Origin of the sequence: Escherichia sp. MOD1-EC6819 (assembly GCF_002965765.1) — a bacterium.
In the GTDB taxonomy this organism is placed as follows: domain Bacteria; phylum Pseudomonadota; class Gammaproteobacteria; order Enterobacterales; family Enterobacteriaceae; genus Escherichia; species Escherichia ruysiae.
On sequence record NZ_PTRG01000022.1, the window covers coordinates 1 to 19,613 of the forward strand.

The window sequence follows — 19,613 nt, forward strand, 5'->3', positions numbered from 1 at the left end:
CGATATCCAGCAGGCGAAAGATTATGCGCCAAGCCATTTCCTGCTCTACGTGCGGTATTCCGCCGCCGGATGGCAGGGCGACATGGATTTACCGCCGCAGCCGCTGATACCTTACGCCGACTGGTAAGTTTTCAGATAGCGCCTCTCTTAATGCCGCTGCGATCGGGTATACTCGGGCGGCAATCTGGGATTTCCGGGGGGAGACAATTTGCGCGTTAGTCGCTCGTTAACAATTAAGCAGATGGCAATGGTGGCGGCCGTTGTCATGGTGTTTGTTTTTATTTTTTGCACTGTTTTGCTGTTCCACCTGGTACAGCAGAATCGCTATAACACGGCTACGCAACTGGAAAGCATTGCTCGCTCTGTCCGCGAACCCTTATCTTCCGCCATTTTAAAAGGTGATATTCCCCAGGCGGAAGCTATTCTTGCCAGCATAAAACCAGCGGGCGTGGTCAGTCGCGCCGACGTGGTGCTGCCTAATCAGTTCCAGGCACTGCGTAAAAGTTTTATTCCAGAGCGCCCGGTGCCGGTGACGTTCACCCGACTGTTTGAGTTACCGGTACAAATCTCGCTGGGCGTCTACTCGCTGGAACGTCCTGCTACCCCGCAGCCGATTGCCTATCTGGTGTTACAGGCGGATTCCTTCCGCATGTACAAGTTCGTGATGAGCACTGTCTCTACGTTAGTGACCATTTACTTACTTTTGTCGCTGATCCTGACGGTGGCGATTAGCTGGTGCATTAATCGACTGATATTACATCCTTTACGCAATATCGCTCGCGAGCTAAACGCCATTCCACCGCAAGAGATTGTCGGTCATCAACTGGCCTTGCCGCGTCTGCACCAGGACGACGAAATCGGTATGCTGGTGCGTAGTTACAACCTCAATCAGCAATTGTTGCAGCGCCATTATGAAGAACAGTGCGAAAACGCGATGCGTTTCCCGGTGTCGGATTTGCCAAACAAAGCCTTGCTGATGGAGATGCTGGAACAGGTGGTCGCACGTAAACAAACCACCGCACTGATGATCATCACTTGTGAAACGTTACGTGATACTGCTGGCGTGCTGAAAGAGGCGCAGCGGGAAATCCTGCTACTGACGCTGGTGGAGAAAATCAAATCGGTGCTGTCGCCACGCATGATCCTCGCACAGGTCAGTGGCTATGACTTCGCTGTGATCGCTAATGGTGTACAGGAACCGTGGCACGCTATCACATTAGGTCAGCAAGTGCTCACTATCATGAGTGAACGCTTGCCGATTGAACGTATTCAGCTACGTCCGCACTGTAGCATCGGTGTGGCGATGTTCTATGGCGATCTCACTGCCGAACAACTTTATGGTCGTGCTATTTCGGCGGCATTTACCGCCCGTCATAAAGGGAAGAATCAGATTCAGTTCTATGATCCACAGCAGATGGAAGAAGCTCAACAACGGTTGACGGAAGAGAGCGATATCCTTAATGCACTGGAAAATCATAAGTTTGCTATTTGGCTACAGCCACAGGTGGAGATGACCAGCGGCAAACTCGTCAGCGCGGAAGCGTTGCTGCGCATCCAGCAAGCGGATGGCACCTGGGAACTGCCGGATGGCTTAATCGATCGTATTGAGTCCTGTGGGCTGATGGTTACCGTCGGTCATTGGGTGCTGGAGGAATCCTGTCGACTGCTTGCTGCCTGGCAAGAGCGCGGCATTATGTTGCCATTATCGGTGAATCTCTCGGCGCTACAGTTGATGCACCCAAATATGGTGCCGGATATGCTGGGGTTATTAACTCGTTATCGTATTCAGCCTGGAACGTTGATCCTGGAGGTCACGGAAAGCCGACGCATTGATGACCCTCACGCGGCGGTGGCGATCCTTCGTCCGCTGCGCAACGCCGGCGTACAGGTGGCGCTGGATGATTTCGGCATGGGTTACGCAGGGCTGCGTCAGTTGCAGCATATGAAATCGTTGCCAATAGACGTGCTGAAAATCGACAAAATGTTTGTTGAGGGCTTACCGGAAGATAGCAGCATGATTGCTGCAATTATCATGCTGGCACAAAGCCTGAATCTGCAAATGATTGCTGAAGGCGTAGAAACGGAAGCGCAACGCGACTGGCTGGCAAAAGCAGGTGTTGGTATTGCCCAGGGCTTCCTTTTTGCTCGCCCACTCCCTATTGAAATCTTCGAAGAGAGTTACCTGGAAGAAAAGTAGCTACCCCAAACTGATTACAAAACTTTAAAAAGTGCTGGTTTGTGCGAGCCAGTTCAAACTTTTTAACCTTTTTGTTTCAATTATGATCCAGGTACATTTCTGTGATGTTGTCTGGGTGTTATTTTAAGGCCGCAGGTACTCCATAACCTTACAAGACCTGTGGTTTTACTAAAGGACACCCTATGAAAACCTCTCTGTTTAAAAGCCTTTACTTTCAGGTTCTGACAGCGATAGCCATTGGTATTCTCCTTGGCCATTTCTACCCTGAGATAGGCGAGCAAATGAAACCGCTTGGCGACGGGTTCGTTAAGCTCATTAAGATGATCATCGCTCCTGTCATCTTTTGTACCGTCGTAACGGGCATTGCGGGCATGGAAAGCATGAAGGCGGTCGGCCGTACCGGCGCAGTCGCACTGCTTTACTTTGAAATTGTCAGTACCATCGCGCTGATTATTGGTCTTATCATCGTTAACGTCGTGCAGCCTGGTGCCGGAATGAACGTCGATCCGGCAACGCTTGATGCGAAAGCGGTAGCGGTTTACGCCGATCAGGCAAAAGACCAGGGCATTGTCGCCTTTATTATGGATGTCATCCCGGCGAGCGTCATTGGCGCATTTGCCAGCGGTAACATCCTGCAGGTGCTGCTGTTTGCCGTACTGTTTGGTTTTGCGCTCCACCGTCTGGGCAGCAAAGGCCAACTGATTTTTAACGTTATCGAAAGTTTCTCGCAGGTCATCTTCGGCATCATCAATATGATCATGCGTCTGGCACCCATCGGTGCGTTCGGGGCGATGGCGTTTACCATCGGTAAATACGGCGTCGGCACCCTGGTGCAGCTTGGGCAGCTCATTATCTGCTTCTACATCACCTGTATCCTGTTTGTGGTGTTGGTACTGGGTTCAATCGCTAAAGCGACCGGTTTCAGTATTTTCAAATTTATCCGCTACATCCGTGAAGAACTGCTGATTGTGCTGGGAACATCCTCTTCCGAGTCGGCGCTGCCGCGTATGCTCGACAAGATGGAGAAACTCGGCTGCCGCAAATCGGTGGTGGGGCTGGTTATCCCGACAGGCTACTCGTTTAACCTTGATGGGACATCGATATACCTGACGATGGCGGCGGTATTTATTGCCCAGGCCACTAACAGTCAGATGGATATCGTCCACCAAATCACGCTGTTGATTGTGTTGCTGCTCTCTTCTAAAGGGGCGGCAGGGGTAACGGGTAGTGGCTTTATCGTGCTGGCGGCGACACTCTCTGCGGTGGGCCATTTGCCGGTGGCGGGTCTGGCGCTGATCCTCGGTATCGACCGCTTCATGTCAGAAGCCCGTGCGCTGACTAACCTGGTCGGTAACGGCGTTGCGACCATCGTGGTTGCTAAGTGGGTTAAAGAGCTGGACCACAAAAAACTGGATGATGTGCTGAATAATCGTGCGCCGGATGGCAAAACGCACGAATTATCCTCTTAATCTCACCACTTATGCCCGCACTCCCTTCCCCGAGTGCGGGTGTTTGAGCATAATTGCCCCCTGTGCCCGAACTTACCACCTGGGTGAGTTCGGGTTTATTTCACTTCCTCCGTGACATTTTTATGTTCTTGCGGTCTAACACGAAGTGTTTTTAACGTCATTTAGGCTGACCGATAGCGGGCAGTCTTTTATTACCAGGATAGTTGATCAGGGGTTCACATGCAGGGCACAAAAATTCGACTTTTAGCGGGCGGTTTGCTGGTGATGGCCACTGCTGGCTATGTGCAGGCAGATGCGCTCCAGCCTGATCCAGCATGGCAACAGGGGACGCTCGCCAACGGTTTACAGTGGCAAGTGCTGACCACGCCCCAGCGTCCCAGCGATCGTGTTGAAATTCGCCTGCTGGTTAATACCGGTTCGCTCGCCGAAAGTACACAACAGAGCGGTTACAGTCATGCCATTCCTCGTATTGCGCTGACGCAAAGCGGTGGTCTGGAAGCGGCACAGGCACGTTCATTGTGGCAGCAGGGGATCGACCCTAAGCGCCCGATGCCGCCGGTGATCGTCTCTTACGACACCACGCTGTTTAATCTGAGTTTGCCAAATAATCGTAACGATCTGCTGAAAGAGGCGCTCTCTTATCTGGCGAATGCGACCGGCAAGCTGACCATCACACCAGAAACGGTTAACCATGCGCTGCAAAGCCAGGATATGGTGGCAACCTGGCCTGCCGACACTAAAGAAGGCTGGTGGCGCTATCGTCTGAAAGGATCAACTTTGTTAGGTCACGATCCTGCCGATCCGCTGAAAAAGCCCGTTGAAGCGGAAAAGATTAAAGATTTCTACCAGAAATGGTACACCCCAGATGCAATGACGCTGCTGGTGGTGGGGAACGTTGATGCGCGCTCGGTTGTCGACCAAATCAACAAAACGTTTGGCGAACTGAAAGGCAAACGTGAAACACCGGCTCCGGTGCCGACGCTTTCTCCGCTGCGTGCGGAAGCGGTGAGCATTATGACCGACGCGGTGCGCCAGGATCGGTTATCTATCATGTGGGACACGCCGTGGCAGCCGATTCGTGAGTCAGCCGCACTGCTGCGCTACTGGCGCGCGGACCTGGCTCGTGAGGCGCTGTTCTGGCATGTTCAGCAAGCATTAAGCGCCAATAACAGCAAAGACATCGGCCTTGGATTTGATTGCCGAGTGCTGTATCTGCGTGCGCAATGTGCCATCAACATCGAGTCACCAAACGACAAGCTGAACAGCAACCTTAATCTGGTGGCGCGTGAACTGGCGAAAGTCCGCGATAAAGGTCTGCCGGAAGAAGAGTTCAACGCCCTGGTCGCGCAAAAGAAACTGGAGCTGCAGAAACTGTTTGCCGCCTATGCACGAGCTGATACCGATATTCTGATGGGGCAGCGGATGCGTTCACTGCAAAATCAGGTTGTCGATATTGCACCGGAGCAATATCAGAAACTGCGTCAGGATTTCCTTAACAGCCTGACGGTAGAGATGTTAAATCAGGATCTGCGTCAGCAGTTGTCGAACGACATGGCGTTAATTCTGCTGCAGCCGAAAGGCGAGCCGGAATTTAACATGAAATCGTTGCAGGCTGCCTGGGATCAAATCATGGCGCCATCGACTACGGCTGCGGCGACGTCTGTCGCCACGGATGATGTGCATCCTGAAGTGACGGATATTCCACCCGCGCAGTAATAAATAATCCGGCAGCGTTTCTTCTGCGCTGCCGGGATTAACGGTAGTGAATATACCCGCAGATATTTTTCCAGGCACGGCGGTAGCGTGCGGATAATTACTGACTGCTGTGGTTTATGTAAAAGGAAGTAACCACACTTTGTGAACGTAACGTGCTAAAGGAATATAAATGCGCTACAAAGTCACACTGTTCTTGCCGATTATGATTCTCTGTTGAACAGCTCTCTATTCCTGCAACAAAAATTTTCTTTTACTTTGGGATGCGAATAATATTTATGTCAGTACAAGAAATAATATCGATAAAGACAAGGTAAAAATAGAATTCGGTATCAGTGTCAATACGATCAACCGAGAAACGGATGCCGAATTATTTGCTGACAGAGCGAAGTATACAGTTCTCTTCGACGGTAACCTGAAAAACAGGATGATAAACGAGTACGGCGAAAATGATTTTTTAATTACCTATGATGACCGCTGCTATTTATCATTTCGTCAATTTAAAACTAATCATCGTCATCAACATGATTATTATTTTGACTTATTTAACACTAATGGGAATGTCTTCGCACGGTCGAAATTAAAGGTGAGAAACCGCTTAAATTTACGCGCAGTTTGAATGATATGCGTCAGCAGTTTATTTCAAATCATCAGCCCCGCTCGGTTCATCCCTGCAAGAAGATTAACGGAGAACGAATATCTACCCGTTCTCCGCCAAAAACCATTACGCTGGCATCGCCTCACGCGGGATAATCGCGCCGCGATACTGGATAACCGTACTTGCAGTCAAATGTCCACGTTTCGCTGCTTCTTCTGCACTTCCCCCGGTCAGGCGTACCGCCAGATAACCGGCGCTGAAAGAGTCACCCGCAGCGGTGGTGTCGATCACTTTTTCTTTCGGCAGTTTCACCGCAGGAACATCAACTAACCCTTCGCCAGCAATGGACACCAGGCAAGAATCCGCCCCGCGTTTTACCACCACTTCTTTCACGCCTGCGTTATGGGTACGCGCAATGACGTCTTCCACCGGCTGTTGACCCCACAGCGCGTCTTCATCGTCCAGCGTCAGGAAGGCGATATCTGTGCATTCCAGCATTTGCTGGTACACCTGCTGCGTCTCTTCTTTGCTCGCCCACAGGCGCGGACGGTAGTTATTGTCGAAAATGACCTTCCCGCCGTTGGCACGGCATTCGCGCAGCAGAGAAAGCAGCTTCTCGCGGCTGGTCGGACTTAAGATCGCCAGGCTAATCCCGCTAAGGTAAAGGTAATCGAAATTCGCCAGCTCTTCACAAATTGCTGCTGACTGCTCGCTCTCCAGCCAGAATTTAGCTGCGGCTTCGTTACGCCAGTAGTAGAAAGTGCGTTCGCCAGTGCTATCGGTTTCAATGTAGTAAAGACCCGGCAGGCGGTTTTCCATCCGTTGGGTCAGGGAAGTATCGACGTTCTCGCCGTGCCAGGCGTCCAGCATCTGCTGACTAAAACTGTCTGTCCCCAGCGCCGTTACGTAGTGAACGGTTAATGCCGCAGGATCGACCTGACGAGCGATGTAGACGGAAGTATTCAGGGTATCGCCGCCGAAACCGCGCTTAACGTCTGCGCCTTTCTCGGAAAGCTCAATCATGCATTCGCCAATCACGGCAATCTTTTTGGACATAGTCGTGAACCTGATCTGTAAAAAATTAGCGTTAGTTTGCGCTGTGGTGGTTTGCTGGTCAACTATATTAAAACGCTGTTCCATTATTTTTTTGAGCCAGAACGTATTCCTGGAAGATTCCGTCGTTGTGTGGGCAAATTAACTTCTCTCTGGCGGTAAAGTTCTGCCGTGGCGCGCCGATAATATTTGTCGAGTCCGGGCAGCATCACTTTTAAACACAGGACATCTTCGATGATAAGGCAGGTTATCCAGCGAATAAGCAACCCTGATACAAGCATCGAGAGCTTGCAGGAACGGCGTTTTTGGTTGCAGTGTGAGCGCGTTTATACCTGGCAGCCGATTTACCAGACTTCCGGACGATTGATGGCCGTGGAGCTTTTAACCATTGTCACGCATCCTGATAATCCCTCGCAACGGCTGCCGCCAGATCGTTATTTTGCCGAAATCACCGTCAGGCATCGTATGGATGTGGTGAAAGAACAGATTGATTTACTGGCGAAAAAAGCTGCGTTCTTCGTTGAGCACGGCCTGCTGGCATCGGTTAATATTGATGGACCTACGCTTCTTGCCCTACGTCAGCAGCCGGAAATTTTGCGTCAGATTGACCGTCTTCCCTGGCTGCGTTTCGAACTGGTGGAACACATCCGTCTACCGAAAGATTCAACGTTTGCCTCGATGTGCGAATTTGGCCCACTGTGGCTGGATGATTTTGGCACCGGGATGGCAAATTTCTCTGCGCTAAGTGAAGTGCGTTACGACTACATCAAAATCGCTCGCGAACTGTTTGTGATGTTGCGCCAGTCGCCCGAAGGTCGCACGCTCTTTTCCCAGCTTTTGCATTTGATGAACCGCTACTGCCGTGGGGTGATCGTCGAAGGTATCGAGACTGAGGAAGAGTGGGGCGATGTGCAAAATTCTCCCGCATTCGCCGCACAAGGCTGGTTTCTTTCACGTCCGGCACCAATCGAAACGCTGGACTCGGTGGCGTTGGCTCTGTAAGCCGCCTCATTTTCTGCCTGGCTGGACTATCTTTAGGACTGGCACAGGAAGAATGTGAGGAAGCGAACTATGAGCAAAGCAGGCAAAATAACCGCTGCGATTTCAGGGGCTTTCTTGTTGTTGATCGTCGTGGCGATCATTTTGATTGCAACGTTTGACTGGAACCGTCTCAAACCGACCATCAACCAGAAAGTCTCTGCGGAACTGAATCGCCCCTTCGCCATCCGTGGCGATCTGGGCGTGGTGTGGGAACGGCAAAAGCAGGAAACCGGCTGGCGTAGCTGGGTGCCGTGGCCTCATGTACACGCACAAGACATCATTCTCGGCAACCCGCCGGATATTCCCGAAGTGACGATGGTACATTTACCGCGCGTAGAAGCGACGCTGGCTCCGCTGGCGTTGCTGACTAAAACGGTCTGGCTGCCCTGGATCAAGCTGGAAAAGCCCGACGCGCGCCTGATTCGCCTCTCAGAAAAGAACAATAACTGGGCGTTTAATCTCGCCAACGATGACAACAAAGACGCGAATGCAAAGCCGTCGGCGTGGTCGTTCCGTCTGGATAATATTCTGTTCGATCAAGGGCGGATCGCTATTGATGACAAAGTAAGCAAAGCAGATCTGGAAATTTTTGTCGATCCGTTAGGTAAGCCGTTGCCGTTCAGCGAAGTTACTGGATCGAAAGGTAAATCAGATAAAGAGAAGGTAGGCGATTACGTTTTTGGCCTGAAAGCGCAGGGGCGCTATAACGGCGAACCGCTCACGGGTACAGGAAAAATAGGTGGTATGCTGGCGCTGCGTGGCGAAGGAACACCTTTTCCGGTGCAGGCTGATTTTCGCTCCGGTAATACCCGTGTTGCTTTTGATGGCGTCGTGAATGACCCAATGAAAATGGGCGGCGTCGATTTACGGCTTAAATTTTCCGGCGATTCGCTGGGTGATCTCTATGAACTGACGGGCGTTCTGCTGCCCGATACCCCGCCGTTTGAAACGGATGGTCGGCTGGTAGCGAAAATCGACACTGAAAAATCGTCGGTCTTTGATTATCGCGGCTTTAACGGGCGCATTGGCGATAGCGATATTCACGGTTCTCTGGTCTACACCACCGGTAAGCCGCGACCAAAACTGGAAGGTGACGTTGAGTCACGGCAGTTGCGGCTGGCTGATTTGGGGCCATTGATTGGCGTTGATTCCGGGGAAGGGGTAGAAAAGTCGAAACGCTCTGAACAGAAGAAGGGCGAGAAAAACGTTCAGCCTGTGGGCAAAGTGCTGCCTTATGACCGCTTCGAAACCGATAAATGGGATGCGATGGATGCTGATGTTCGTTTCAAAGGGCGGCGTATCGAGCATGGCAGTAGCCTGCCGATTAGCGATCTTTCTACTCATATTATCCTCAAAAATGCTGACCTGCGCCTGCAACCGCTGAAATTTGGCATGGCGGGCGGCAGCATTGCGGCGAATATTCATCTGGAAGGCGATAAAAAGCCGATGCAGGGGCGGGCAGATATTCAGGCTCGTCGACTGAAACTGAAAGAACTGATGCCCGATGTGGAACTGATGCAGAAGACGCTGGGGGAAATGAACGGTGACGCGGAACTACGCGGTAGCGGTAACTCGGTGGCGGCGCTTTTAGGCAACAGTAACGGCAACCTGAAACTGTTGATGAATGACGGGCTGGTGAGCCGCAACCTGATGGAGATTGTTGGGCTGAACGTCGGAAACTACATTGTCGGTGCGATTTTCGGTGATGATGAGGTGCGGGTGAACTGCGCGGCGGCGAATGTGGATATTGCTAACGGTGTGGCACGCCCGCAGATTTTTGCTTTCGATACTGAGAATGCGTTGATCAATGTTACCGGCACGGCAAGTTTTGCTTCGGAGCAACTGGATTTGACTATTGATCCGGAGAGCAAAGGGATTCGTATTATCACGCTGCGTTCGCCGCTGTATGTGCGTGGGACGTTTAAGAATCCGCAGGCTGGTGTGAAGGCCGGGCCGTTGATTGCCCGTGGCGCTGTTGCGGCGGCACTGGCAACGTTGGTGACGCCTGCGGCGGCGTTACTGGCGCTGATCTCAGCTTCAGAAGGGGAGGCTAATCAGTGTCGGACGATTTTGTCGCAGATGAAGAAGTGATGGGGTTGGATTAGATTTGCTGGTGAATTCGGGAGCAGCGTGTTCCCCTCACCCTAACCCTCTCCCCAAAGGGGCGAGGGGACTGTTTTGTGCGTGTTGAAACAACGAGTGCCGCTTTTCCGTTCACTTTCTGGCGAGGGGACTGTTTTGTGCGTGTTGAAATAACGAGTGCCACTTTTCCGTTCACTTTCTGGCGAGGGGACTGTTTTGTGCGTGTTGAAATAACGAGTGCCGCTTTTCCGTTCACTTTCTGGCGAGGGGACTGTTTTGTGCGTGTTGAAATAACGAGTACCGCTTTTCCGTTCACTTTCTGGGGGGGAGGGCTGTTATGTTCGCGATGTAACATCTCGCTCCGCTTTTCTCCCTCTCCCTTTCAGGGAGAGGGCTGGGGTGAGGGTGGCAGCCCGCACGATACTTACAACGACTGATGCCGCGTCTCATGCGTCAGCAGCAAGGCAATTAACGTCAAGCCAGCCATCGCCGCCAGATATAACCCCACTGCGCCTAACCCGTAGTTAGTCTGCAACCAGGCTGCGATATACGGCGCAACGGAAGCCCCAAGAATCGACGATACGTTGTAAGAGAACGATGCTCCGGTGTAACGCACTTCCGTCGGGAACAGTTCTGGCAACAGCGCGCCCATCGGCCCGAAAGTCAGCCCCATCAGACTTAACCCCAGCAGCAGGAAGGCAAAAACCAGAATCGGGTTGCCAGAACCGAGCAATGGGTTAAAGGCGAACAGCGCGAACAGGATGATAAGCGTCGTGATGATTACCATGCTTTTACGGCGACCAAAGGCATCAGCCAGTAATCCGGCGACTGGCACCATCACGCCAAAACCAATCACTGCCATCATCAGCATCCACAACACTTCGTTACGCGGCAGGCCAAGCCCAACTGGCGCGGCGGCGGTACTAAAGGTCATCGAGTAGACGGTCATGATGTAAAACAGCGTATAGGTTGCCAGCATAATGAACGTACCCAGTACGGTTACGCGAACATGTTTGGTCAGCAGCGTACCCAGCGGGATTTTCACCTGTTTTTTCGCTTTAGCGACTTTCTCAAACACCGGCGACTCATGCAGTGAAACGCGGACATACAGGCCGATAATCACCAGCACCGCCGAGAAGATAAACGGCACGCGCCAGCCCCAGCTCATAAACTGCTCGTCAGTCAGTAGCCAGGAAAGCAGCAAGAAAGTGCCGTTGGCAAAGAAGAAGCCAATCGGTGCGCCCAGTTGCGGGAAGGAGCCGTACAATGCACGTTTGCGCGGCGGGGCGTTTTCAGTTGCCAGCAGCGCCGCGCCGCCCCATTCACCGCCTAAACCCAGCCCCTGACCAAATCGAGCCAGCGCCAGCAGCAGCGGGGCGAAAATACCAATCGTGGCATAGCCCGGCAACAGACCAATCACCACTGTCGAAATCCCCATCGTTAGCAACGAGGCGACCAGCGTCGCTTTACGTCCAACGCGATCGCCAAAATGACCAAATACGGCAGAGCCGATGGGGCGCGCGACGAAGGCAATGGCGAAGGTGGCGAGCGACTGTAGCGTTGCTGCCGTAGGATCGCCCTGCGGGAAGAAGATATGCGGAAACACAATAACGGCCGCTGTGGCGTAAATGTAAAAGTCGAAGAACTCAATGGCCGTACCAATGAGGGAGGCAACAAGGACTTTATTACGCGAGTTTACCGGCGTGAATTCCTGGTTATTTTCGAGTGTTGTGGCTGTTGCTTGCATAATCTTTTCTTATTTTTTGGCTAACGAATAGCCATATTACGCACAGCAAAAGTGATATTTCAATGTGTAACAAATCGCGGAAATGGTCAAAAACCAGGCAAAAAGGGGATAATGTTTAGGCTGGTGATTTTTCTTCTATGAAATGCTTCACACAATTTCATAAATAGTCAATAAAACTGGTTTTAGGTTAAATAAAAGTTACCAACTGGATTTATATGCTGGGGTTATGAGTTGGAATGAAATTGTTTGCTCTTAAATAGATGGCTTAAGAGGCTCTGGGGAAGAGTTTCAAGAGGTTATGTGCGCATTATAGCCGGATGCGATGCTGGCACATTTTATCCGGCCTACGGGGAGCCAGGCCGAATAAGGCGTTTACGCCGCATCCGGCATATTTTAAGGCTGCGTTTTCCCCGGCATTCGCGGGTCATCTTTGTACTCGGCGGTGGCAATCCACGCCGCACAAAACAGCGTCAGACGAGCAAAGAAGTAGAAAAACGCCATCAGCCCCAGCACGGAACCAAATGCTGCGCCAGACGGGGATTTCATCAACGACGGCAGGGTGTAGGTCATCACGATTTTAATCACTTCAAAACCAATCGCTGCGAGGAATGTCCCGCGAATCAGCGCCTTTCTACGCGGACGGTGGCGCGGCAGGCGCCAGAAGATCCAGAAGAAAAGCAGATAGTTGGCAAAGATAGAAATCGCCAGACCAATCAACCGCCACGTCGGTTTCAGCCACTCAATGCTATTAAGGTGCAGCGCGCTAATAATCATTTGTTGCGCAGAACCGGCAACCGAGGTGATCGAAAGCGTCACAATCAGCGCAATCAACAAACCAATCAGCGAAATAAAGTCACGCAGATATTTTACCCAGAACTTCTCCTGATCTTGCGGCGAACGTTCCCAGACATCGCGCGATTGGGCGCGAATTGCTTCACGTAAATTCCCCATCCAGTTGATGCCGGAGTATAGCGCCACGGCTAACCCGACAAGTCCTACGGTAGTACGCTGCTGAACGGCAGTGTTGATGGTGTTTTTCAACGTGGCGGCAAGCGTCGGATCGCTGATGTTTTGCAGAATCTTATCGAAGATATCCTGTAACAGCATCGGATGGGAGGCCAGCACAAAACCCCCTGCGGCAAACGACACCATCAAAATCGGGATCATCGACAAAAACGAGAAATAGGTGATAGCCGCACCAAACTGGTTACCCAGCCGATCGTTAAAGCGTTCTGTCGCGCGAATAAGGTGTGCGATGATCGGTTGGCGTTGGATTTTTTCGGCGGTGGTGGTGACGGTTTCCAGCGCCTGGCTAACTTTGCCGCCTTTATCGCTATTATCCAGATGCTTAATTGGCTCGTGCTCCAGATCCTGGGTGGGACGTTTAATCTCGTTTTCCTGCGTCATCCGCTCTTTAGTCCTTCTGTCGTTGTCTTTCTTAAAAAGTATAGTCGGTCAGTCCAGGTACTCTTTCATCACACCAGCCAGCCACTGCATAAACAGGTTTACACGGCGGGAAAGCTCCCGACGCTGTGGGTAAACCAGAGAAATGGAACGTGGTTCGGCGCGGTAGTTGGGTAACACTTCGATAAGCTGTCTGGCGCGTAGGGCTTCGCGTACGGTGACGCGGGGGATCTGAATAATCCCCAGTCCCGCCAGACCGGCGGCAAGATAGTTTTCTCTACTGTTTACCGTCAACATGCCGCCGGACTTAAACCACTGGACGCCATTAACACTGGCAACCTCAAAACCCAACGGATGCGCGCCCAGATGTGGCGTGTAATGTACTACTGCGTGCGAAGTCAGGTCGTCGGGACTTTGCGGATAACCAAAGCGCGTCAGATAGTGCGGACTGGCGCAGTTGACCATCGTCAGTTTGCCGAGGGGACGGGTGATGAGTCCATCGTCGGGCAACGTTCCCGTGCGTACTACGCAATCAAAGCCATCATGAAGAATATCTACCGGACGGTCATTGCTGCTTAATTCCAGTTCAATTCCCGGATATTGATGGAGAAATTCGGGCAGACGCGGCAGTAGCAGGGTTTTTGCCATCCCGGATGGGATATCGATGCGCAATTTACCGCTGATGCTGGTGGCGCCCTGCTGAAATAAACCGTCCAGTTCGTTGAGATTACTCAACACATCTTTTGCCCGTTGGTAATAGGTCATGCCATCAGGTGTGAGTTTGACCCGTCGCGTGGTGCGCTGGAGAAGCTGGGTGCCAAGTTGATGTTCCAGTGCCTGTATCTGGCGCGAAACGCTTCCTTTTGGCAATGCAAAGAAATCCGCCGCGCGGGAAAAACTCTTCAGCTCCGCAACCTTGATGAACAACTGCATTGCGTGAATTTTATCCATTTCTTTTACCGATTGTTGTTCACAGCGAAACAGTAACGCGTATATCGCATTATTTATTGTTTTTCTAACATCTAATGCATGATTTCACAACGATGCAACGTTGAAAGTGAGGCGATTTTAGAGAATCAAAGGCGGATTCGCGTCTCGGCATAGAGAAATAACCAACACAAAGCCAAAATTTTGATTCGTTTTATAAAATGCGGACATACAACATTGTGTATTTGTGCGTAATCCAGTCACTTTCTTAAACTATGGATGCTATTAAAGCGTGCGCTGAATTGGCCTGGTTAATCGGAACGTGGCGCGAAAATATAAGGAATTCCTTAAGATTTTTTTAAATAGTGCCCTCGACATGTAATTTCAGGCGTTTAGCTGTAACTATTTATATCGGTAACTATTTTCTGTCTTTCATCTCTGTAGAATGGCCTCCGCCAAATGGCGAATTCTTATTTTGTCTCTCGGGTAATACCCTTCCACTACTTAAGTCTTTTTAACGTATTCAGGTGGAGATTCAGTAATGCAAATAATCATGTTTGACAGGCAGTCAATATTTATTCATGGAATGAAAATCAGTTTACAGCAACGTATTCCAGGCGTAGGTATTCAGGGCGTCGGTCAGGCAGACGAGTTATGGCAAAAGCTGGAAAGCTACCCTGAAGCCTTAGTTATGCTCGATGGCGATCAGGATGGGGAGTTTTGCTACTGGTTGTTGCAAAAAACCGTGGTGCAATTTCCTGAGGTTAAGGTGTTAATCACGGCTTCGGATTGCAACAAACGATGGTTGCAGGAGGTTATTCATTTCAATGTGATGGCGATTGTACCGCGTGATTCTTCGATCGATACGTTTGTGTTGGCGGTCAATAGTGCGGCGATGGGAATGATGTTTCTGCCCGGTGACTGGCGAACCACGCCGGAAAAGGATACGAAAGATCTCAAATCGTTAAGCGCCCGCCAGCGGGAAATTTTAACCATGCTGGCGGCGGGCGAATCGAATAAAGAGATTGGTCGGGCATTAAATATCAGCACCGGAACGGTAAAAGCGCACCTGGAATCGCTCTATCGCCGTCTGGAAGTGAAAAACCGTACCCAGGCGGCGATGATGCTAAATATCTCCTCCTGAAGAGGATAATTTTACAGCCAGTAGGACGTTAGTGGCTGGCTGTAAAAAATATTATGGTTCGCCGTATAAACCAATTAAACGGCGTACCACACCGTTGGTCCAGCCAAAGCCATCCTGCAATGGATATTCGCCCCCGCCGCCCTCGCGGGGGATACCATCGGCAATATGGTATTTCTCGATCAGTTTGTGCTGTTCCAGATAGAACTGATTCACCGTCTTCAGCCAGCTACGCGCAATCTCATCACCCAGATGGTCATCACCGTACATTTTAAATCCCTGAATCGCCATCCATTGTAACGGTGCCCAGCCGTTGGGTTTATCCCACTGTTCACCGGTTTCATACTCGCTTGCCAGAATCCCGCCCGGCGTCAGTAATCGGCTTCGCACGGCATTTGCCAGACGGTCGGCCTGTTCATGGTTCGCCATGCCCACATATAACGGCACAATGGCAGCAGCGGAAAAGAGTGCCTGCTGTTCGCGCCGCCAGTCGTAATCGCGGTAGATACCATTTTCATCATCCCAGAGATAATGGTTTACCGCATCGCGGCGGGCATTGGCTTTCTGGCGGAACAGCGTTTCCGTCTCCTTATCGCCTTTCAGCGACGAGATGTTGGCGATGGCGCTCTCCAGTTTAAACAGGAAAGCATTAAGATCGATGGGGATGAACTGAGTGGTACGAATGCTCGCCAGGCGACCCGCGTCTCGCAGCCAACGGGAAGAGTAATCCCAGCCAGAAGCTGCGCCCGCGCGTAAATCGCGGTACACCTCGTTGGGCGGGCGACCAGAATGTTTTGCGGTTTCTACGTCTTCAAGCCAGGATTCGTCACGCGGCGTGTCGCGATCGTCCCAGTAACGGTTGAGCAGCGATCCGTCGGGCATTCGCACAACATGGCGATAGGCCTGATTAGGGATCAACGATTCTGCACCGTCCATCCAGAAGGCATATTCCATTTTCAGGTGGTCGAGATAGCGGCGCGCACCGCGTACACCATCTTCTTCAAACAACTCCACCATCAGCGCAAAAACCGGTGGTTGCGAGCGGCTCAAATAATAGGTGCGGTTGCCGTTGGGGATGTGACCGTAGTTTTCGATCATCCAGGCGAAGTTATCGGCCATGCATTTCAGCAAATCTTCCCGACCACTTTCCGCCAGCCCCAGCATGGTGAAATAGGAATCCCAATAGTAGGTTTCGCTAAAACGGCCGCCCGGGACAATATATGACTGCGGCAGCGCCAGCAGAGAAGACCACGGAATGTGATCCTGTGGTTCGCGGGTTAGCACTGGCCACAGCTGGTCGATATGCTCTTTCAGGGAATTTTGCGGGTCCGATACATACTCGCTGGAGTAGATCTCCGGCAGCCAGAAGTGATTTTCAACAAACTTGCGCAAGTCAAAATCACGATGACGGCGCACTTTACGGTAGCGGATTAAGATATCCAGCGGGTCCATTTTAGGTGCGCAGTCGGGAAAGGTTTTACTGTCGGGGAAAATTTTCGCCGACTGAACATGCTCGAACAGTTCGAGATAGCGATCGGCAGGCGTCAGCGCATCAGAGGCGGGCAGCCCTTCAATCATCTCGGGTTCCGGTTCTGCCTCGATCATCTCATCCAGTTTTAATTCATACGGGTCCAGTTCATAGCAGAGATCGACCTCGATCATCAGTTCGTCTGGATTAGGGTTTTGAATTTTCTGATTGAGCATAAGGATCCAACCTCCGAAATTCGTCGCTAATTATCGGGCTTTTCTTTAAGGGTAGTCATTCGCTCCGCCTGGTGGGCGACAAAGCGTGCGGTGGATCACGTTTATTAACTTATCAAAAAATATAACGCACTAGTATCAATGGAATTTATAAAAATACAGATTTCGTGTTGTTTTTCATTTTCAGAACATTCAATCCTGCTCTCGCCGCAATCATGATATGCCATTCCTGATCTGGGTAATAGGCACAGGCTATCTTATTGATAGTTTATATTCATGTAATTGATTGATTCCTATCAAAAAGCCTATCTCCCTGTTTTTTATGATGGCTTTGTCTCGCAGAGACGTTTGCAGCATTCTGGAAAATTTTCTGGGTCACAATAACTCACCACCGTGAGGGAAGAATAATGAAAATGGTCTCACGTATTACCGCGATCGGCCTGGCTGGCGTCGCGATTTGCTATTTAGGGTTATCTGGTTATGTGTGGTACCACGATAATAAACGCAGTAAACAGGCCGATGTTCAGGCATCTGCTGTCAGTGAAAATAATAAGGTTTTAGGCTTTCTCCGCGAAAAGGGATGCGACTATTGCCATACGCCTTCGGCAGAATTACCCGCCTATTATTATATTCCTGGCGCGAAACAGTTGATGGATTACGACATTAAGCTCGGATATAAATCTTTTAATCTTGAGGCCGTGCGTGCGGCTCTGTTGGCTGATAAACCCATTTCGCAAAGCGATCTGAATAAGATTGAATGGGTGATGCAGTATGAAACTATGCCACCAACGCGTTATACCGCGCTACACTGGGCGGGTAAGGTGAGTGATGAAGAGCGGGCGGAAATACTGGCCTGGATTGCAAAACAGCGCGCGGAATATTACGCCAGTAATGACACTGCTCCGGAGCATCGCAATGAACCGGTGCAGCCCATCCCGCAAAAACTGCCTACCGATGCGCAAAAAGTGGCGTTGGGTTTTGCGCTGTATCACGATCCCCGTTTATCGGCTGATAGCACCATTTCATGCGCTCATTGCCATGCGTTGAATGCGGGGGGCGTCGATGGCAGAAAAACATCGATTGGCGTCGGTGGTGCGGTCGGGCCGATTAATGCGCCGACGGTATTTAACTCGGTGTTTAACGTTGAGCAGTTCTGGGATGGTCGTGCGGCAACATTGCAGGATCAGGCGGGTGGGCCGCCGCTGAATCCGATTGAAATGGCGTCCAAATCCTGGGACGAAATCATTGCGAAGTTGGAAAAAGATCCTGTGCTGAAAGCGCAGTTCCTCAAAGTTTATCCGCAAGGTTTCAGTGGTGAAAATATTACTGACGCAATTGCTGAATTTGAGAAAACATTAATTACGCCGGATTCACCGTTTGATAAATGGTTGCGTGGTGATGAAAATGCGCTGACGGCGCAGCAGAAAAAAGGTTATCAATTATTTAAAGATAATAAATGTGCAACGTGTCATGGCGGTATTATTCTCGGTGGACGTTCCTTCGAACCGCTGGGTCTGAAAAAAGACTTTAACTTTGGTGAAATTACGGCGGCGGATATTGGTCGTATGAATGTTACTAAAGAAGAACGCGATAAACTGCGTCAGAAAGTACCCGGTTTACGTAACGTTGCGCTAACGGCACCGTACTTCCATCGCGGTGATGTGCCGACGCTGGACGGGGCGGTGAAACTGATGCTGCGCTACCAGGTCGGTAAAGAGCTGCCGCAGGAGGATGTGGATGATATCGTGGCTTTCTTGCACAGCCTGAACGGAGTTTACACACCGTATATGCAGGATAAACAATAATTAATTCGATCGCCCGACAGGAATGTTTGGGCGATTTTTATTACGATAATAAAGTCTGTTTTTAATATTATCATGTTAAATGTTTATATTATAAAAAGCCTTTTTTCTGTTTAGGATTTTGTTATTTAAATTACACCCGTAATGCCTTGCGTCCATTCCAGATAAATCCTACTTTTTTATTGCCTTCAAATAAATTTAAGGAGTTCGAAATGGACCAGAAGTTGTTAACGGATTTCCGCTCAGAACTACTCGACTCGCGTTTTGGCGCAAAGGCAATTTCAACTATCGCGGAATCTAAACGTTTTCCGCTGCACGAAATGCGCGATGACATCGCATTCCAGATTATCAATGATGAATTATTTCTCGACGGTAACGCCCGTCAGAACCTGGCGACTTTCTGCCAGACCTGGGACGACGAAAATGTTCATAAGCTGATGGATCTGTCGATCAACAAAAACTGGATCGATAAAGAAGAATATCCGCAGTCCGCAGCTATCGACCTGCGTTGTGTAAACATGGTTGCCGACCTGTGGCACGCGCCTGCGCCGAAAAACGGTCAGGCCGTTGGCACCAACACCATTGGTTCTTCCGAGGCCTGTATGCTCGGTGGGATGGCAATGAAATGGCGTTGGCGCAAACGAATGGAAGCCGCAGGTAAACCGACCGATAAACCCAACCTGGTGTGCGGGCCGGTGCAAATCTGCTGGCATAAATTTGCCCGCTACTGGGATGTGG

General features: G+C 50.7%; 13 protein-coding genes and 1 pseudogene. 9 read left to right on the forward strand and 5 right to left on the reverse strand.

All coding sequences use genetic code 11. The annotated features are described in order from the left end of the window. The 4 genes and pseudogenes from A7Z06_RS22345 to A7Z06_RS21170 form a co-directional block, all read left to right on the forward strand. Nucleotides 1-127 (forward strand): annotated as a pseudogene (locus tag A7Z06_RS22345) (hypothetical protein); the annotation flags it as partial. Nucleotides 128-208: 81 nt separating this feature from the next. Then, nucleotides 209-2,197: a biofilm formation regulator HmsP gene (hmsP, locus tag A7Z06_RS21150; protein ID WP_001266343.1), complete on the forward strand. Its 1,989-nt coding sequence runs from the start codon at nt 209-211 to the stop codon at nt 2,195-2,197. A 182-nt stretch (nt 2,198-2,379) separates the two neighbouring features. After that, nucleotides 2,380-3,666, forward strand: a complete 1,287-nt coding sequence (gene dctA / locus A7Z06_RS21160) for a C4-dicarboxylate transporter DctC (protein ID WP_000858214.1) — start codon at nt 2,380-2,382, stop codon at nt 3,664-3,666. A 219-nt stretch (nt 3,667-3,885) separates the two neighbouring features. After that, complete coding sequence (locus tag A7Z06_RS21170; protein ID WP_001163165.1) at nt 3,886-5,382, forward strand: M16 family metallopeptidase; 1,497 nt, start codon at nt 3,886-3,888, stop codon at nt 5,380-5,382. Nucleotides 5,383-6,103: 721 nt separating this feature from the next. On the opposite strand, the gene kdgK is transcribed toward A7Z06_RS21170, so the two are convergent. Beyond that, nucleotides 6,104-7,033: a 2-dehydro-3-deoxygluconokinase gene (gene kdgK / locus A7Z06_RS21180; RefSeq protein ID WP_000037563.1), complete on the reverse strand. Its 930-nt coding sequence runs from the start codon at nt 7,031-7,033 to the stop codon at nt 6,104-6,106. A 231-nt stretch (nt 7,034-7,264) separates the two neighbouring features. On the opposite strand from kdgK, the gene pdeH reads away from it, so the two are divergent. Then, nucleotides 7,265-8,032 (forward strand): cyclic-guanylate-specific phosphodiesterase, encoded by a 768-nt coding sequence (gene pdeH / locus A7Z06_RS21190; protein ID WP_000621112.1) that lies wholly within the window; start codon nt 7,265-7,267, stop codon nt 8,030-8,032. Nucleotides 8,033-8,101: 69 nt separating this feature from the next. Beyond that, nucleotides 8,102-10,162, forward strand: a complete 2,061-nt coding sequence (locus A7Z06_RS21195) for an AsmA family protein (RefSeq protein ID WP_105279572.1) — start codon at nt 8,102-8,104, stop codon at nt 10,160-10,162. A gap of 415 nt (nt 10,163-10,577) precedes the next feature. Here the strand turns inward: A7Z06_RS21195 and A7Z06_RS21200 are convergent, their stop codons facing one another. From A7Z06_RS21200 to A7Z06_RS21210, 3 genes are all read right to left on the reverse strand, one after another. Further along, complete coding sequence (locus A7Z06_RS21200; protein ID WP_001149026.1) at nt 10,578-11,900, reverse strand: MFS transporter; 1,323 nt, start codon at nt 11,898-11,900, stop codon at nt 10,578-10,580. A 393-nt stretch (nt 11,901-12,293) separates the two neighbouring features. Further along, the gene (gene yhjD / locus A7Z06_RS21205; protein WP_000191243.1) at nt 12,294-13,307 is read right to left on the reverse strand and encodes an inner membrane protein YhjD; all 1,014 of its coding nucleotides are present in this window, start codon (nt 13,305-13,307) and stop codon (nt 12,294-12,296) included. A 48-nt stretch (nt 13,308-13,355) separates the two neighbouring features. Then, entirely contained in the window at nt 13,356-14,255 is a 900-nt protein-coding gene (locus A7Z06_RS21210) for a LysR family transcriptional regulator (RefSeq protein ID WP_000357792.1), read from the reverse strand. A 517-nt stretch (nt 14,256-14,772) separates the two neighbouring features. Here A7Z06_RS21210 and A7Z06_RS21215 point away from each other — a divergent pair. Then, nucleotides 14,773-15,375: a helix-turn-helix transcriptional regulator gene (locus A7Z06_RS21215; RefSeq protein ID WP_001165764.1), complete on the forward strand. Its 603-nt coding sequence runs from the start codon at nt 14,773-14,775 to the stop codon at nt 15,373-15,375. Between the two features lie 51 nt (nt 15,376-15,426). Here the strand turns inward: A7Z06_RS21215 and A7Z06_RS21220 are convergent, their stop codons facing one another. Then, on the reverse strand, nt 15,427-17,076 hold the full coding sequence (locus A7Z06_RS21220; RefSeq protein WP_105279573.1) for an alpha,alpha-trehalase: 1,650 nt from the start codon (nt 17,074-17,076) through the stop codon (nt 15,427-15,429). Between the two features lie 404 nt (nt 17,077-17,480). Between A7Z06_RS21220 and ccp the strand changes: the two genes are divergently transcribed. Both ccp and A7Z06_RS21230 read left to right on the forward strand, forming a co-directional pair. Further along, the gene (gene ccp, locus A7Z06_RS21225) at nt 17,481-18,878 is read left to right on the forward strand and encodes a cytochrome c peroxidase (protein ID WP_000784808.1); all 1,398 of its coding nucleotides are present in this window, start codon (nt 17,481-17,483) and stop codon (nt 18,876-18,878) included. A gap of 209 nt (nt 18,879-19,087) precedes the next feature. Continuing rightward, on the forward strand, nt 19,088-19,613 hold a 526-nt coding region (locus A7Z06_RS21230), incomplete at its 3' end, for a pyridoxal-dependent decarboxylase (RefSeq protein ID WP_105279574.1).

Bases quoted from the DNA above. Each gene is read 5' to 3' on its own strand.
- dctA (WP_000858214.1), top strand. From the start codon at position 2,380: ATGAAAACCTCTCTGTTTAAAAGCCTTTACTTTCAGGTTCTGACAGCG.
- A7Z06_RS21170 (WP_001163165.1), top strand. From the start codon at position 3,886: ATGCAGGGCACAAAAATTCGACTTTTAGCGGGCGGTTTGCTGGTGATG.
- kdgK (WP_000037563.1), bottom strand. From the start codon at position 7,033: ATGTCCAAAAAGATTGCCGTGATTGGCGAATGCATGATTGAGCTTTCC.
- pdeH (WP_000621112.1), top strand. From the start codon at position 7,265: ATGATAAGGCAGGTTATCCAGCGAATAAGCAACCCTGATACAAGCATC.
- A7Z06_RS21195 (WP_105279572.1), top strand. From the start codon at position 8,102: ATGAGCAAAGCAGGCAAAATAACCGCTGCGATTTCAGGGGCTTTCTTG.
- A7Z06_RS21200 (WP_001149026.1), bottom strand. From the start codon at position 11,900: ATGCAAGCAACAGCCACAACACTCGAAAATAACCAGGAATTCACGCCG.
- yhjD (WP_000191243.1), bottom strand. From the start codon at position 13,307: ATGACGCAGGAAAACGAGATTAAACGTCCCACCCAGGATCTGGAGCAC.
- A7Z06_RS21210 (WP_000357792.1), bottom strand. From the start codon at position 14,255: ATGGATAAAATTCACGCAATGCAGTTGTTCATCAAGGTTGCGGAGCTG.
- A7Z06_RS21215 (WP_001165764.1), top strand. From the start codon at position 14,773: ATGCAAATAATCATGTTTGACAGGCAGTCAATATTTATTCATGGAATG.
- A7Z06_RS21220 (WP_105279573.1), bottom strand. From the start codon at position 17,076: ATGCTCAATCAGAAAATTCAAAACCCTAATCCAGACGAACTGATGATC.
- ccp (WP_000784808.1), top strand. From the start codon at position 17,481: ATGAAAATGGTCTCACGTATTACCGCGATCGGCCTGGCTGGCGTCGCG.